The sequence below is a fragment of the Collinsella sp. CLA-ER-H11 genome, assembly GCF_040092445.1.
GTDB lineage: Bacteria > Actinomycetota > Coriobacteriia > Coriobacteriales > Coriobacteriaceae > Collinsella.
The window spans coordinates 81,631-97,349 of record NZ_JBBNLN010000001.1 but is presented as its reverse complement, the minus strand read 5'-3'; the positions used below and the strand labels follow the sequence as shown (position 1 = coordinate 97,349).

9 protein-coding genes and 1 tRNA gene are annotated in these 15,719 nt (G+C 60.7%); 5 read left to right on the top strand and 5 right to left on the bottom strand.

The features are described from left to right. Window positions 1–103: 103 nt before the first annotated feature. Window positions 104–3,148 carry an insulinase family protein gene (locus AAAX35_RS00425; protein WP_349116374.1) on the bottom strand — a complete coding sequence of 1,015 codons (3,045 nt, stop codon included), beginning with the start codon at window positions 3,146–3,148 and terminating at the stop codon, window positions 104–106. Between the two features lie 404 nt (window positions 3,149–3,552). Between AAAX35_RS00425 and AAAX35_RS00420 the strand changes: the two genes are divergently transcribed. Next, window positions 3,553–5,019 (top strand): ATP-binding protein, encoded by a 1,467-nt coding sequence (locus AAAX35_RS00420; protein WP_270226134.1) that lies wholly within the window; start codon window positions 3,553–3,555, stop codon window positions 5,017–5,019. A gap of 100 nt (window positions 5,020–5,119) precedes the next feature. Here the strand turns inward: AAAX35_RS00420 and AAAX35_RS00415 are convergent, their stop codons facing one another. Beyond that, window positions 5,120–5,611, bottom strand: coding sequence for a hypothetical protein (locus AAAX35_RS00415; protein ID WP_270226133.1), 492 nt, complete (start codon window positions 5,609–5,611; stop codon window positions 5,120–5,122). A 215-nt stretch (window positions 5,612–5,826) separates the two neighbouring features. Here AAAX35_RS00415 and AAAX35_RS00410 point away from each other — a divergent pair, with 215 nt between their 5' ends. Then, on the top strand, window positions 5,827–6,909 hold the full coding sequence (locus AAAX35_RS00410) for an HNH endonuclease (RefSeq protein WP_349116373.1): 1,083 nt from the start codon (window positions 5,827–5,829) through the stop codon (window positions 6,907–6,909). Window positions 6,910–7,354: 445 nt separating this feature from the next. Here the strand turns inward: AAAX35_RS00410 and AAAX35_RS00405 are convergent, their stop codons facing one another. Both AAAX35_RS00405 and AAAX35_RS00400 read right to left on the bottom strand, forming a co-directional pair. Continuing rightward, on the bottom strand, window positions 7,355–8,041 hold the full coding sequence (locus AAAX35_RS00405) for a DUF5710 domain-containing protein (protein ID WP_349116372.1): 687 nt from the start codon (window positions 8,039–8,041) through the stop codon (window positions 7,355–7,357). Between the two features lie 294 nt (window positions 8,042–8,335). Continuing rightward, a tRNA-Val gene (locus AAAX35_RS00400) sits at window positions 8,336–8,410 on the bottom strand. Between the two features lie 289 nt (window positions 8,411–8,699). Between AAAX35_RS00400 and AAAX35_RS00395 the strand changes: the two genes are divergently transcribed. From AAAX35_RS00395 to glmM, 3 genes are all read left to right on the top strand, one after another. Next, entirely contained in the window at window positions 8,700–9,722 is a 1,023-nt protein-coding gene (locus AAAX35_RS00395; RefSeq protein WP_349116370.1) for an EamA family transporter, read from the top strand. 149 nt (window positions 9,723–9,871) lie between these two features. After that, window positions 9,872–12,193 carry a DUF4012 domain-containing protein gene (locus tag AAAX35_RS00390; protein ID WP_349116369.1) on the top strand — a complete coding sequence of 774 codons (2,322 nt, stop codon included), beginning with the start codon at window positions 9,872–9,874 and terminating at the stop codon, window positions 12,191–12,193. A 12-nt stretch (window positions 12,194–12,205) separates the two neighbouring features. Continuing rightward, window positions 12,206–13,537 (top strand): phosphoglucosamine mutase, encoded by a 1,332-nt coding sequence (glmM, locus tag AAAX35_RS00385; protein WP_349116368.1) that lies wholly within the window; start codon window positions 12,206–12,208, stop codon window positions 13,535–13,537. A 147-nt stretch (window positions 13,538–13,684) separates the two neighbouring features. On the opposite strand, the gene AAAX35_RS00380 is transcribed toward glmM, so the two are convergent. Then, window positions 13,685–15,268: a carboxypeptidase M32 gene (locus tag AAAX35_RS00380; protein ID WP_349116367.1), complete on the bottom strand. Its 1,584-nt coding sequence runs from the start codon at window positions 15,266–15,268 to the stop codon at window positions 13,685–13,687. Window positions 15,269–15,719 lie beyond the last annotated feature (451 nt).

The following is a 15,719-nucleotide window of genomic DNA, read 5'->3' as shown; positions in this document are numbered from 1 at the left end:
TGTTACAGATCGAGACAAACCGCCGCGGTGGGCTGCGCCGCCTCGCCCAAGCCGCAGAAAAAGGTAGATTTCCGGGCATGTCCCAAAAATCTACCTTTGTGCGTTAGCCCAGCAGGTCGATGACGTTAAAGCCGGCGTTGCTCTTGGCGATGACGTCTCGGCCGCCAAAGACGCAGGTGGGCGACTCGGCTGCGATGCGCGTCACGTCGGCGCCGAGCGAGCGCAGCTCACCGGGCGTGGCGGCGAGCATCTGGGCGCGACGCTCCTCGCGCGCATGCGGATCGAGCCCGGCCAGGTAGGTCGTGTTGCGGCGCTTGGTGAGCGCGTACGGCTTCACCGGCGCGTCCATGCCGCTCACGCAGCTCACGATAAAGCCCTCAAAGGCGGCCTCGTCGGGCTCAAAGCTGCCAAGCCATGCGCCCGCGCGCTCCACGCGCTCAATCGAAGGATCGATCGCCGGGTCGCGGTAGGTGTAGAACGCCGTCTGGCGCTCGCCGGCTGCGCGGAATCCGCAGCCGTACGCACCGCCCTTCACGCGAATCTCGTTCCACAGGTAATCGTAGGAGAGCGCGTTGGCGGCAACCGCCCAGGCGCCCGTCACGTCAATGCCCAGGCGACGCGGATCGCACGCACGCGCGGCAAAACAGATGTCGCTGGGGATGACAAAAGCCTCGTGGCGGTCGCACGGCGCCGGCACCACGAGCGCGTCGCGGCCGGCATCGGCGCCGTCGCCAGCGTCCAGCCCCAGGTCGCCCGCGGCATCCCAGTACGCGTCAAAGTCCTCGTCGCTGCCGGTAAAGCTCGCCATGCAGCCGTCGGCCACAAAGATGCGGCCCGCCAGCTCGGTAAGCTTGGCGCGCAGGCCGTCCAGGCGCTCGTCAAAGTGGTCGAGCAGATCGCGCAGGAACAGATAGAAATCAACGCCCGAAAGCTGCTCGCGCACCACGGCCGAAGGCGAGCTGTAGCTCATCGCGCGACCGAGCGCCGCCGAGTGGCCGTTGTTGATAAAGCCCTGCTCAAGCCCAATGCGAATCTGCGTGAGCACGTCGCGCATGCGGTCGGCGTCGGCGTCTGCCAAAAGCGTGCTCGACCATACCTCGCGCGGCAGACTCGCCAGTGCATCGATCTTCTCGGACAGGGCGCCGGCGCTCACCTGCAGGTAGGGGCGCACGCCGTCTACTTCGGGCTGCGTCATGACCTCGGTCGTAAAGCTCAAAAAGCCGAGCTTGCCAGCGAGCAAGTTGTCGAGTTCCTCGGCCGAGTGCTCGCGCGTGGGCAGCTGCTTAAGCAGGCGGCAGAGCAGTGTCACATAGGGCAGGTCCTCAAACGCGACGCAGTTCAGGTCGAAATACTGCATGGCGTAGGCCAGACGGTTGGTGGGGATGCCGTGGCGCAGGCAGGGGATGGGCGCGGTCGTGTCCACGATCAGTGGCGGCTCGGGGCGCGCCTCGCCAATGTCGGACACGCGCAGGCGCGGCAGCGTGGCCTTGGCCTCGGGTGTGTCTTCCGCCTCCTGCGCGGCACGCAGCGCGGCCGTGCGCTCGACCACGTCGGCCAGCTCGGCATCGGTCATGGCATCGCGCTTGGCTGCCAGCTCGGCGGCCTCGGCACCCTCCGAACCCTCGGCGGCGTCCACCGGCACCAGCTCGACCAGTGCCATGTGGTCGTTTTCCAGCACGAGCTCGCGCAGCAGGTCCTCAAAATAGCTGCCGTCCAGCTCGCTACGCAGCTCCTCGTACACCGGGCCGTACTTGAGCGCCAGCGTCGCGGCGTCGTCATCGTAGAGCCAGGTGCTCAGCGCGTCGCACGCAATGGCCACTCCGTCGGCGATACCGTAGTCGCGCTGGCGCAGGTCGTATTCGTTGCTGCTGATGATGGCCTCCAGGCGCTCGCGCGGAACGCCGTGCTCGCACAGGTCGCGGCAGGCGTCCTTGAACACGCGGCGCAGCTCGCGCGCCACGCCGGGCTGCGCGTTTTGCAGCATGATGAGCTCGTAGGGCTGCAGGCTCTCGGCCGCGGTGTAGCTCACCACGTTGCCGCCCAGGCCGGCGGCCAGAATGGCCTTCTTAACCGGTGCCTCGTTGGAACCCAGCAGTGCCTCGAACAGGATGTCCGCCGCGATCGTGCGCTTGCGGTCGAGCGCGCTGCCCAGCACAAGACCTAGGCCCACCAGGGCGTTCTCGGGTGTGGTTGCCATCTCGACACGCTTGTACTCGCAGGTCACGGGCGCCTGCACGGCCAGCGGATTGGGCGCCAGCGTGGACGGGTCCTCACCAGCGGCGACGGCTGCGTCCATGCGACGGCTCGCGGCACTCGGCTGCGACAGATAACGCTCGTCCAAAAAGGCCAGCGCGCGGCCCACGTCCAGGTCGCCGTAGAGCGTGATGTAGGAGTTGGAAGGATTGTAGTGGCGCGCGTGCGTGTCCAGGAGCTGCTCGTAGGTGAGCGCGGGAATCGCGCGCGGGTCGCCGCCGCTCTCGTGCGCATAAGCGGTGTCGGGATAGAGCGCGGCGTTGACGGCGTCGTCCAGCACGCTCATGGGGTCGGACAGCGCGCCCTTCATCTCGTTGAACACCACGCCGTTATAGCGCAGCGTGCCCTCGCGCAGGCTTGCGGAACTGCCGTTGCCCTCGCCCTCGACGCCCTCCGGCAGGTCCAGCTCGTAGTGCCAGCCCTCCTGCTCAAAAATGGTGGGTTTGGTATAGATGGCCGGGTTGAACACCGCGTCCAGGTACACGTCCATCAGGTTGTACAGATCCTGCTCGTTGGTGGTAGCAACGGGGTAGATGGTTTTGTCGGGGTAGGTCATGGCGTTGAGGAACGTCTGCATGGAGCTCTTGATCAGATCGACAAACGGCTCCTTGACGGGGAACTTGGCCGATCCGCACAGCACCGAGTGCTCAAGAATATGGAACACGCCGGTGGAATCGGCCGGCGGCGTCTTAAAGCCAATGGCAAAGGCCTTGTTTTCGTCGTCGCATGCCAGGTACAGCAGGCGAGCGCCCGATGCGGTGTGGCGCAGCACGTAGGCGTCCGAGTCGAGCTCGGGCACGGTCTCGCAACGCTCGACGGCAAAACCGTGGCAGGTGGTACCGGGCACCAGCAGCGCGGCAGCAGCGGCGCGCGGGTCGGTTGAGGTAGTGGACATATGTAGTCTCCTTTGACGCCCCAGCGGGGGCGAATCGAGTCGAATCCTCGTGAGTATACCCATATGGGGCTGCGGTTCTGCGGCGAACTGAAGACGATGCCAACGGATTGGGTAAAGGCCCCGCGTGCCCGCCGCGCGAGCGTGGAAACTTGGACGCCTATCGAATGAGAGTGGATTTTCGGACGGAATCAGCCTCAAAACGCCCAAAAACCGTCCAAATATCCACCCTCATTTTCCGACCGTCCAAAATCCACGCTCATCCGCCGCCCACACATCTCTCATATCTCATTCGTCTCTAATATGAGAGATAACAGAAAGATGAGAGATAATTACAAGAGATAACTGAGAGACGAAGGAAATTTATTCGCGGCATTCTCCGCAGAACCGAGCGAAAGGACGTGCAGATGAACGAAAACGAACTGACCGGTCTGCTCGAGTCTTTAAGGCGCATGGGCTCGGACGATTTTAACGTCGAGGTCAAGGAGAGCGCCACGACGCTTTCCCGCGACGTATGGGAAACGGTCAGCGCTTTCGCAAACACCGCCGGCGGCATCATCGTACTCGGAGTGAGCGAGCGCGCGGGTTTTGTCCCAGTTGCAAACTTTGAGACCGAGAAAGTGCTCAACCAATTCGTGGCGGGCATGGGCGATGCGGGCGGTCGCGGAAAGCTGGCCAATCCGCCCAAATACGCGATCGAGCGAGTGGAGCTTCAGGGCGTCATCGTTCTCGTCATTACGATTGAGGAGCTCGACCCGTCGAGCAAGCCTTGCTATGTCATAGAGCGGGGCGCTCAAGGTGGCAGCTACAAACGCATCGATGACAAAGATGTCCCGCTTTCGTCGACTGAGGTTTTGGCACTGCCGTCATATGAGCGGACGAGTCCTAGCGATCGCGATGCGGTGCCCGGCACGAGTGTGGGCGATCTCGACGAGTCGCTGGTCGACCGCACGATAGAGCGTGCCTATTCGTTGACGCCTCGAGCGATGCGCGGTGCGGCGGACAAGAAGACAAAGATGGAGCGTCTGAATTTCCTCGACTTCCAGGGCAATGTTACCAAGGCCGGCCTCCTTGCCGCGGGCGTTTACCCTCAGCAGTTCTATCCCAAGCTCTTCATTGACGTGGCTGTCCATGCGGGAACTCAGAAGGGCATGGCGGGGTCGCTGAGGTTCATGGACCGCACAATCTGTGAGGGAACGTTGGGCGAGATGATCTCGGATGCCGTCGCAGCCGTCGCCAAGAATTTGCGGCGAACCTCGACCGTCCAAGGCGTCTCGCGTGTCGACTCGCTTGAGATTCCCGAGGAGGTTCTGCGCGAGGCAATCGCCAATGCCGTAATCCATCGAGAATACGGGGATCGGTTCTGTGGACAATCGATCGCCGTCGACGTCTTTGACGATCGTGTCGAGGTGACGAATCCTGGCGGCCTTTACGGGGGAAAGACTCGCGAGAACTTGTTTGACGGCAGCTCCCGATGCCGTAACGCGACGCTTGTGAAGCTCATGTCGATTGTCCCGCTGCCGGATGGCGCAGGTTCGCCGGCTGAGGGCAATGGCTCGGGCATCCCGATGATGATCGATGCCATGCGCGCGCATGGTCTGGCCGATCCCCTGTTCTGCCCGGGATTCGATCGGTTCAAGGTCGTACTTTACCGTTCAAAGATCGAGCCGGTCGATCATGGCGGGGGCTTAATTGTGACGGCACTCAAACACTACGGCGAGCTGGGGACGCGCGAGCTGGCAGAGCACACAGGGCTCACAATTTCCCAGGTTAGGTCGCGCGTCAACGCGCTCATTGCTCAAGGCGAGCTTGAGCCCACGGCGCCGGCGACGAGCCGCAACCGCAAGTATCGACTGTCGGAGCGCGTGGGATAGATGCGTTAGTGGACGAGGCGACCCAATAATCGACCCTCGATTGACGTCCATTAAGGTAAAGCGGTTGTTGCCCAGTCGATGGTAATGCTAAAGACTCGGCTTACGCCGGCATGGCCCCGAACCCGTCTATCAAGAACAGCCTAAGAACCAGCTTGATGACATTTCCCGGTTTGACTTCAGCCGTGCCAAAGACGCTGCGCTCGGCGAGCTCGCTGCAGTATGCATAGATGTCGCGGATAAGGTCCGCGCCCGAAAGCGTAAACATGTAGCCTGCGTCCGAAAGCGCATTGGGCGCGGCGGGCAACTTGGCCATGTGGCAGAACGTTTGCAGGTCGGGCGCCATAACATTCTGGTAGTCGAGGTGGCCGCTGGCATCCTGTTCGGCAAGCTCCAATTGGCGCACAAAATCCAGCGCCGCCGCTAACACAAAGCTCGGTGTAGGCGCATTGACGTCCTGAGTGGTCGCCACAAGCCTGCCCGCTGCCTGCGTGATAAGCCAGGCGACCTCGCGCTGGCAACGCACGGCCTTGCGCGTAACCGGCCTGATGGACGAAGAAGAAACGCTTCCCTTAGGCGGATTCGAAACAGCCACAAGAACCTCCCATGAACGAACCGGCCCAACAAGCCCGGATGAAACACGTGCTACATCAGTATACAGGGGAGTGGGGCAGCGGGGTACAAGCGCGCCAGCGGCAAACCGAGAGCATCAACGATGTGCCGATCGCGGAATGAGATCTCGTAATAATTGACTCTCGGCCATATTATTGAGGGGCATGACTCGCGTTCGTATGGTTGTAGGTGCTGGCGATGAACGACATTGACCTTGCTGTTCCGTTGATGGATGGACCAAGCTATGACCGTGCCTGCAGTCTCGTGCCTTCCGAATACGTTGAGGCATGGGAGTGGTTTCTGGGTGAGGAACGGCGCGGCGGCGTTTGGACCAGCCTTCCGCACCACACCAAGGAAGATAGCCCTCAGTATCAGTATCGTTTGAGAATTGGCTCGGACTTCTTTCCCGTAACGCGGGATTCAGGGATCTTCTGGCCGGGCCAGGATCGGGTGAAGCAAGATCCCAATAAGATCTTTGCGCTTTCGGTCCATAACTCTAAAAAGAGCTTCTACACCGATGTGCCTCCGCTCTATTTGGACGATGGTACGTGGGTCATTAAGTACTCGGTTCAAGCGCCGGGTACCGTTGGTTTTCGAGACCAGAATTACAACCGTAAAATGCTCAACTGCATGGAATGTGGCGTTCCAGTCGGAGTCATATTTGCAACCGAGGTGGGCTACAAGGTGCTCGGCCTTGCGTTTGTTGAGCGGTTCGAGCCCGAAAACGGATGGTTTGTTCTGCACGGTCCTGTTCATAAAGGCGGACCGGACCCTCGTTTTGCACCCGACATGAGTTATCTGAAGCACATGCCCGTCGATATTGAGTTTACCGGACAGGGTACGACCGACGACGAAAAGGTCCGCTATGCGTTAAGGCGCGAGCGATTGGGGCAGCAATGGTTCCGCAAACAGCTCGTTGCCGCCTATGATGGCCGTTGCGCGGTGTCGGACTGCGGCGTCAGCGAAGCTCTGGAGGCTGCACATATCGAGAATTACTCGGGACCCAAATCGCAGGTTGCCAGCAACGGCATTCTGCTTCGGCGCGATCTTCATTCCCTATTTGATGCTCACCTGATTTCGTTTGAGCCTGTTTGCGGCGAATATCGGCTGTGCGGATCGTACCTGCTGGATAAGACCGACTACGTTTCCTTTGCGGGTGCGACGCTAAGGCAGCCGAATGAACGTCAGTGGCGACCCAATACGGTGTTTCTTGAGGCCCATCGCATTGAGTTCGATCGCTCGGAAAAGAAGCGTGAAAAGGCGGGGCTTCTGCCGTATTAGCGTATTTGGCTTTGGCATTCTTTGACAATCGTGTTGTTTGATCGGATCGCGTGGCGATGCAATATCGCGCCCACCCGCCGGTGCATGCTCTTCCTGATTTGTATAGCGAGAGGGGAGCGTGTATGAGCTGGCGAGGCGATATTGCGATGGGGAAGTACGGAAAACTGCCGTGTGCCCTTATAGACAACAATATGTTTCCGAGCGTAGAGGTTGATTGCGGGTCGTTTGTCGTCACCTGCCCTTGCTGCGGCTCGCAAATAACCGTGTCTCGACATTCGGTTCATCGATGCGCGCGACAGACTCAGCGACGAAGTGAGAAAACGGACGGGCGTTCATATGCCGGTGTATCCGGAGAAATGCCCTGTTTGTGGCCTCGATATCGTGTACGACGCCGGCGACGAGGGATAGGTGATGCGGAGGAGTTGGCTGTGAGTGTCTTTTGCCTCTACAAATAAACCCCCTCACCGAGTTGCCTGTGGAACTCGGCGTGATGGTCGCGTGCCCAGGTAAAGAGCGCCTGGTCAAAGTCGGTACGCGTGGCCGGGACGCCAAAGACGCCGGCAACTTCGACGCGTATAAACTCCAGTGCCGGCAGCTTGTTGATGGCAGTGAGGGCAAACGGGGACGAGGGCTCCTCGAACAGATAGCGGCTGCCTTGCAGCGCGTCGCAACTGGTGCACGTGTTGCCGAGCGACGGGGCTTTGGAGGCTCGCGCGCCTACGGGCTTGTAGCCGCAGCGCTTAGAAAGGTAGTCACGGATCTCGCCCGGCACGCAGCCAAGAGCGGGCACGATGGCGAGTGCGTTGGCGTTGACCGTGTCGATGGCAATGTGCCCGGCTTCGTTGGGCGCGTGCGCGATTACGATGCTCTCGTCGTTATCGGCTCGATAGGGAATGCCGAAGGCCGCGACCGGGGTCTCTTTGTGACACTTCCAGCACTCGCGCTTGCCCAGTACTAGATATATATACGGCGCTGAGGGGTCGGATCGGTCAACACCGGGCAGCCACTCGGCAAAGGGCTCGGGGTTGACGCCGCTGGGTACATACCAGATCTTCTTGGTCCGGTCCCATTTGGCGCCCAGCGCCTTGGCTTCTTCTTTGTGCGAAAAGGGGACATCGAGCTCGGTGCGCATGGCGGCTCCTTGGTGCTGCAGGTGCAAGTGACTCAAGGATACCGCAGGGTGTGGACGTTGTGGCGTTTTGCCGAGAAGCTGCGGCTCAGATGGGTTCGAGACGCGTTGGTCTCGGCCTCGGTGGCTATTGGGGCGGTTTTGATTGACTGCGGGGTCAGCCGGGATAGGCGCTTGGGTCGCTGACGCGGTTTTGCGCATGGGCGGGGTGGTTGTTTGGGCGGTTGGAGCTGCCAGCGGATTTGGCGACATAAAACAAAACAGCCCAGAGGACATAGCCTCTGAGCTGCGAACATTTGGTGGGCGTTAGAAGATTTGAACTTCTGACCTCTTCCGTGTCAGGGAAGCGCTCTCCCCCTGAGCTAAACGCCCGATCAAGGGTGCGCAAGCGCGCAAGGGATAATATAACGGAGCCTGAACTCGGTGGCAAGAACATTTTTAAAAATCGCTTACATTGTGGAATTCGGGGGCTTTGCCATATCCATTTCAAAAGAGCCTGCTGCCGCGATTTGGCTGTCGCATAATGCAAGGCCATTGCGGTATCGAGCTATGGAAAGACGCCTGCGGAATTGTCCTACCGATAAGCGGACAAGCCTCCAGCTGGTGACTTCGCCGTGGTAAGGTAAGCCGAATTGTTTCCAGGCTGTTTCGGGGGAGTGGAATGAGCAAAGAGTGTGTCGAGCAGGTCGAAGGCGCAGGGGCTTCGGTGCCGATGACCGATATGTCGAACATTGATGTGCCCGAGGGCACCGACGAGCTCAGCCGTAGCACCCGCCGCGCCTGGCGCGACCGCCTTAACGATGCGTCGTCGCGCAAGATGATCACGGGCGTCTTGGCTACGTTGGTGGGCGGTTCGTTTTGGGGCTTCTCGGGCACCAGCGCGAGCTTTCTGTTCGATACCTACCACGTCGACACCTTGTGGCTTATGAGCGTGCGTCAGATTCTCGCCGGTCTACTCTTTATGGCCGTGGTTGTTACGCGCGACCGCGAGCGCCTGATTAAGCTCTGGACCACACCCGCCGATCGCAAGCAGCTGCTGCTCTTTACCGCCTTTGGCCTGCTGTTCAACCAGTTTTGCTATCTTTCGGCCGTGCGCCTGACGAACGCCGGAACCGCGACGGTGCTCCAGTGCCTGCAGCTCGTTATCATCATGGGCTACGCCTGCGTGACCGATCGCCGCATGCCGCGTACTCGCGAAGTCATCGGCATTGGCCTGGCTCTGGGTGGAACCTTTTTAATTGCCACCGGCGGCGACCCTACCAGCCTGAATATCTCGCCGCTTGGCCTGGCAGCAGGTCTTATGTGTGCGGTCAGCGCCGCGTGTATGGCGGTGATTCCCGCCAAGATCCTGCCCGAATACGGTAGCCCCATCGTCACGGGCTCGGCAATGCTCACGGCGGGCGTGGCCTCATGTGTCTTCGTGCAGCCCTGGGCGCATATGCCGGCGCTCGATGCCGCCGGTATCGAGGCGCTCGCGGTGTTCGTGGTTATCGGCTCGTTTTTTGCTTACATGCTCTATATGCAGGGCGTTAAGGACATCGGCTCGGTGCGCGCGAGCCTCATCGGAACTGTGGAGCCGGTTTCGGCGACCATCACCAGCGCCGTTATGCTGGGCACGGTGTTTTTTCCGACCGACCTTATCGGCTTTGTCATGATCATCGTAATGATGTTCCTCACGGTGTAGCTAGCGCCGCCGCCAAGACAGAAAAGGTGTTGTGCCGCATTTTCGCCAATTGATGTCCGTGTCTGGAGTTTAGCTGTCGATGCTCAAAATGCCATAAACTAGTAACGTTATGGACTTTTTCATTGCGACTCAATTGCGAGGATTTCTTTATGGCTGGTAATCACTTTAAGGGCAGCGATAGCGGCCGCCCTGCAGTTCCGCCGCGTCCGAACGGGGCTGGTAAGGCCGGCACGCCGGGCGGCGCTGGACAGGGCGGTTCCGGTAAGCGCGTGTCCCCGGGCGAGACGGCGATGTTTACCGCTCTGTACGAGCAGTCTCAAAAGGCAAAAAAGACCGGCCGTGCAAGAGGGAATGTCTTTGCGGGCGGTGCAACCTCCACGTCGCAGCCGAGCGGGGCTCCTTCGGTACCCGCGAACAACGCAGGTGCTGCCAACGCCGCGAATGCCGCCGGCAACGTTAATGCCGACAAGGCCGCCAACAATACTCCCTCTGCCGGTGGCGCGGGGCTTACGGGTAACCTTGGCACGATTTACACCGGCGCCTCCGAGACTGGCACGTTCGCCCGCCTGGATGATAGCGGTGCCGAGTTTGCGGGCTCGGGTTCCAAGGAAGATTATTACGATTTTGGCTTGAACTACGGTGGCGACGCTTCGCCGAGTTCGACCTCTGACGGTCTGGTCCGTCATCGCCATCGCAAGGGCGAGCGCAAAAAGCGTCACACCGGCGCCATTATTGCCGTTGTAGTCGCGGTGCTTCTCGTTGCGCTTGGCGCAAGCGGCTTTATGCTGCTTAACTCGGCAAAGACCGTAAAGAGCGAAGCGAAGGAGGCTGTCGAGATCGTCGGTGGCCTTAAGGACAAGGTCACGTCGGGCGATTTTTCGACGCTGCCTGACGACGCGAAGAAGATCGATGAGCTCTGTAACAGCATGAAGGCGGAGACCTCGAGCCCGCTGTGGGCGGCGGCTTCGTTTATCCCGGTGTATGGCAGCGATATCAATGCGGCCCGCACCATGATTGACGCCCTGTCCGATGTCTCGAGCAATGCGCTGGTTCCCATGGCCGATAACCTTTCGCAGGCTACGCCCGGCAAGCTGTTCCAGGACGGCATGATTAACGTGTCCGCGCTGCAGGCGGTCGCCGATTCGCTTTCCAGCAGCTCGAAGGTGTTCAAGAGCGCCAACGAGAAGGTCCAGGGCATTGGCGATACTCATATTTCCCAGGTGACCGAGCTGGTCGATAAGGCCAAGGACGGCTTTGCCACCCTCAACGGCGCGGTTGACGCGGCGGAGAAGGTCGCCCCCGTCCTTCCCCAGATGCTCGGCGCCAACGGCCAGACGCGTCATTACCTTGTGCTCGCGATGAGCAATGTCGAGATCCGCGCCTGCGGCGGTTTCCCCGGTTCTCGCGGCGTGATGTCGGTGACTGACGGTAAGCTCGAACTGGGCGATTTTGTCAAAGTCGACATGATGAAAGAGCCTTTGAGCCCGCTTCCCATCACCGATGAAGAGGCAAACTTGTTCACGACCGGATGGGGCCTGACCGGATTCAACACGCTCGGATACACGATGGGCGACGTTACGATGACGCCTGATTATCCGCGTGCGGCTCAGCTTGCCAGCGATATGCAGAAGGCCATTGTCGGAGATGACATCGACGGCGTATTTGCAGTCGATCCGGTATTTTTGCAGTATATGCTCGGCGTTGTAGGCGGCACACAGCTTCCTGACGGCACCGTCGTTGATGGAAGCAACGCCGTAAAGGTGCTGCTGCACGATATTTATTGGAATTACCCGGTAGAGGAACAGGACGCCATTTTTGCGGCGGTTGCCGGATCAGCTTTTAACAAGATCGTGGACGAACTGGGCTCCAGCGATATTACTAAGATTGCTGCCGCCATCGAAAAGGGCGCTTCCGAGGGTCGCATCCTCATGTATTCGAGAAATGATGACGAGGAAAAGGCCGCGAAGGCTCTTGGAATATCGGGCGCTCTCCAAACCGATACGTCGGAGGCTCCGATTTTGGGCGTCTATGTGAACAACTACAGCTATTCAAAGATGGATTGGCTCCTCGATAAGCGAGTCACCATCGATTCTTCGGTTGAAAATGCCGATGGCTCGACGACGTATCGAGTGACCACCTCGCTCAAAAACACGATGACCCCCCAGGAGAAGGCCGAGATGCCTGGTTATTTCCAGGGCCATAACGGCATTAGCCAGGATATTGATGATGAGGTGCTGAGGCTTTATCTCTATGCTCCTGCGGGAGGCAGCATTTCGGACATTAAGACTTCGGGCTCCGGTTCTATCGAGATGAACGAAGCGACGCACGATGGCTTGAAGGTTGCATGGGGCGGTGTCCACATGCTTCTTGGACAAGACATAAAGGTCGAGTACACGGTCACGACTTCGAAGGACTCTGGGCACAAAGAGCTTAAGGTTCGTACCACGCCAACCGCTCAAACGTTCGAATAGGATAAGTAAGATATGAAGTACTTTGGCACCGACGGCTTTCGCGGTGAGGCCAACGTTGGGCTGACGGTAGAGCACGCTTATAAGATTGGCCGTTTTGTGGGCTGGTATTACGGTGCCAACCGCGAGCGCAAGGCACGCGTGATCGTGGGCAAGGACACGCGTCGTTCGAGCTACATGTTCGAGGCGGCGCTGGTGAGCGGCCTGGTCGCGAGCGGTGCGGACGCCTATATGCTGCACGTGATCCCCACGCCGGGCGTAGCGCATCAGACCGTGGAAGGCTGCTTCGATTGCGGCATCATGATCAGCGCGAGCCACAACCCGTTTTGCGATAACGGCATTAAGCTCGTCAACAGCGACGGCTTTAAGATGGACGAGGACGTACTGGAGCTCATCGAGGACTATATCGATGGCAAGAGCGAGGTGCCGCTGGCCACGGGTAACCACATCGGCGCCACGGTGGACTACATGCAGGGTCGCAACCGCTACATTGCTTCGCTCATTGCAAGTGCGAACTTTTCGCTGCAGGGCGTCAAGATCGGTATCGACTGCGCCAACGGCTCGGCTTCCTCGGTGGCCAAGCCGGTGTTTGACGCGCTCGGTGCCGACGTGCGCGTGATCAACGCCGCGCCCGACGGCTTTAACATCAATGTCGACTGCGGCTCCACGCATATGGAGCGCCTGCAGCGCCACGTGGTGGAGCAGGGTCTGGACGTGGGCTTTGCCTACGACGGCGATGCCGACCGCTGCCTGGCCGTGGACGAGCGCGGCCGCGTGGTCGACGGCGACCAGATCCTGTACGTGTGCGGCGTGTACCTGAACAAGCACGGGCGTCTCTCGGGCGGTACCGTGGTGCCGACGATCGCCAGCAACTTTGGTCTGCTCAAGTCGCTGGAGCTTGCCGGACTGAGCGCCGTGACCAGCGGCGTGGGCGACCGTCACGTGTATGCCAAGATGCGCGAGGGCGGCTACAGCCTGGGCGGCGAGCAGACGGGCCATACGATCTTTGGCGATATCGAGCGCACGGGCGACGGCATTATGACCTCGCTGCGTGTGATGGAAGTGATTCGTGCCGAGCGCGAGACGCTCTCGCAGCTCACGGCTCCGTGCAAACTGCTGCCGCAGGCGCAGGTGGCCGTGCACGTGGCGGACAAGGACGCCGCGCTCGAGAACATGGGCGTGCAGAACGCCATCGCCGAGGCCGAGGCTGCGCTGGCAGGCGAGGGCCGCGTGCTCGTGCGCAAGAGCGGAACCGAGTCGGTTATCCGCGTGCTGGCCGAGGCGCCCGACCAAGCATCCGCCGATGCTGCCATGAAGCGCATCGCCAACGCGCTCGAGGCTCTTTAGTTACGCGGCCAATCTGGCACTTGGGGACGTTCCTTTTCTGCCGGCACAATAGGAACGTCCCTAACTGTCGGGTTGGTGGCTGGGTGTAAAGGGGCGCCGCGGGATAGATCCTGCGGCGCCCCTTTGCGTTGGCGTGTCGCCTAAGCTTTACAGTTGGTACAGCGTGGTGAACTTGTCCTGCAGGTAGCTGCAGTAGTAGCGGGCATCGAACGCCATGCCGCACGCGCCCTTGATGAGCTCCGGCGCGTCCTTGGCGCGGCCCCACTGCCAAATGTGCTCGCCCAGCCAGGCGCGGACGGGTGTCAGGTCGCCGCTCGCGCAGGCGCCGGTAAGGTCGACGCCGTCGCGGCACATGGCCGGCACAAACATGGCGTCGTAGGCGCTGCCCAGCGCATAGGTGGGGAAGTAGCCAAACGAGCCGCCGCTCCAGTGCGTATCCTGTAGGCAGCCGTGCGTGTCGTCGGGAACGGGAATGCCCAGGTACTCATCCATGAAGCGGTTCCAAAGCGCGGGGATGTCCTTGGCCGTAGCCTCGCCGGCAAACAGCATGCGCTCGATCTCGTAGCGCACCATAACGTGCAGCGGATAGGTGAGCTCGTCGGCCTCGGTGCGGATCAGCGAAGGCTGCGCGATGTTCACGGCGTGGTAGAGCGTGTCCTCGTCGACGTCGCCGTAGACCTCGGGTGCGTGGCGGCGCAGCACCTCGAGCAGCGGTCCCATAAAGGCGCGGCTGCGACCCACGGTGTTTTCGAAAAAGCGGCTCTGGCTCTCGTGGATGCCCATGGAGGTGCCGCCCTCCAGGCACGTGCGCGCATAGGCGGGATTGACGCCCAGCTCGTACATGGTGTGCCCCGCCTCGTGGATGATGCTGTAGACGTTGGAGATGCAATCGTCCTCGTAGATGTGTGTCGCGATGCGCGCGTCACCCACGGCAAAGCCCTCGCTAAACGGGTGCTCGGTAAAGGCAAGCGTGGTGTCGTCCAGGTTCAGGCCGACGAGCTTCATCAGGTCGAAGCTCATGGCGCGCTGGGCGGCCTCGGGCACGCGGGCGTGCAAAAAGTCGGCATCGGGCTGCTGGCCGCGCTCGCCGATGGCGTGCACGAGCGGCACGACCGTGGCCTTGACCTCCTCGCAAAACGCGTCGAAGCTCTCGGCAGAAAGGCCGCGCTCGTACTGGTCGAGCCAAACGTCGTATGGGTCGCGCTTGGGGTCCATGAGTTCGGCCTGATGCTTAAGTTGGGCGACGATTCTATCCACATAGGGCTCAAAGCTCGCCCAGTCGTTGGCCGTCTTGGCCTTGTGCCACACGGCGTCGGCCTCGCAGGTGAGCCTGGTCCAGGCTTCGGCCTCCTCGGTAGGAATAACGCTTGCCTCGCGCTGGTCGCGGCCGAGCACGCGGATCTCGTCGAGCAGCTGCGGGTCGTCGATTTTGCCGCCTGCAACCGTCTCGCGCGCTAACGAGCGTACGAGCTCAACGGACTTCTCGCTGGTCAGTAGCTTGTGATGTTCGCCGGCAAGCGTGCACATGGCGTCGGCACGGGCGGCAGCGCCGTTGGCAGGAGCAATCGTCGCTCCATCGAACTCGGCAATCTTGAGCAGGTACTCGCGAGTCCACAGCTTGCCCTCGAGTTTGCGGAACTTTTTGACGGCCTTGTCGACTTTAGCAGCCTTGACGCCCTTGGCAGCCTTTGCCACGGCGGCCTTGGCCTTCTTATCGAGTTTCTTTCCCATACCGCATCCTTAATCTCGCAGGCCGAGCGCCGCAGACGGGTGCACGGCCAGTTTGCACAGCTACCTGCCTTGTACCCAGCGCGAACAAAACGGAACGCGGCGATGCGCCCGCGAAATGTGTTATCCTATAGCCCAATGCGTTGACGGAGAGGGTTTTGCCCGCCGTGTCGCCGGCAAGAGAGGGAAGGTCATGGGCTGCAAGCCTTCCTGCGGTGGCAAGGGCCAAGCGTTCACTCCCGAGCAGCGACCTCAACGGGCGCGCGGCCGGTGGCAGCGAAGCCCCAGTAGGGAAGCCGTGAGCCTCGCGACAAGGGGCGCAGAGTGGGCACGGCGGGCCAGACATCCGCCGGGTCAAACAAGGTGGTACCGCGGAATTCAACCGTCCTTGGGCAATGTACATGCCCGAGGGCGGTTTTTTGTTACCGAACCGGGCCGCACATCCGCAGCTATC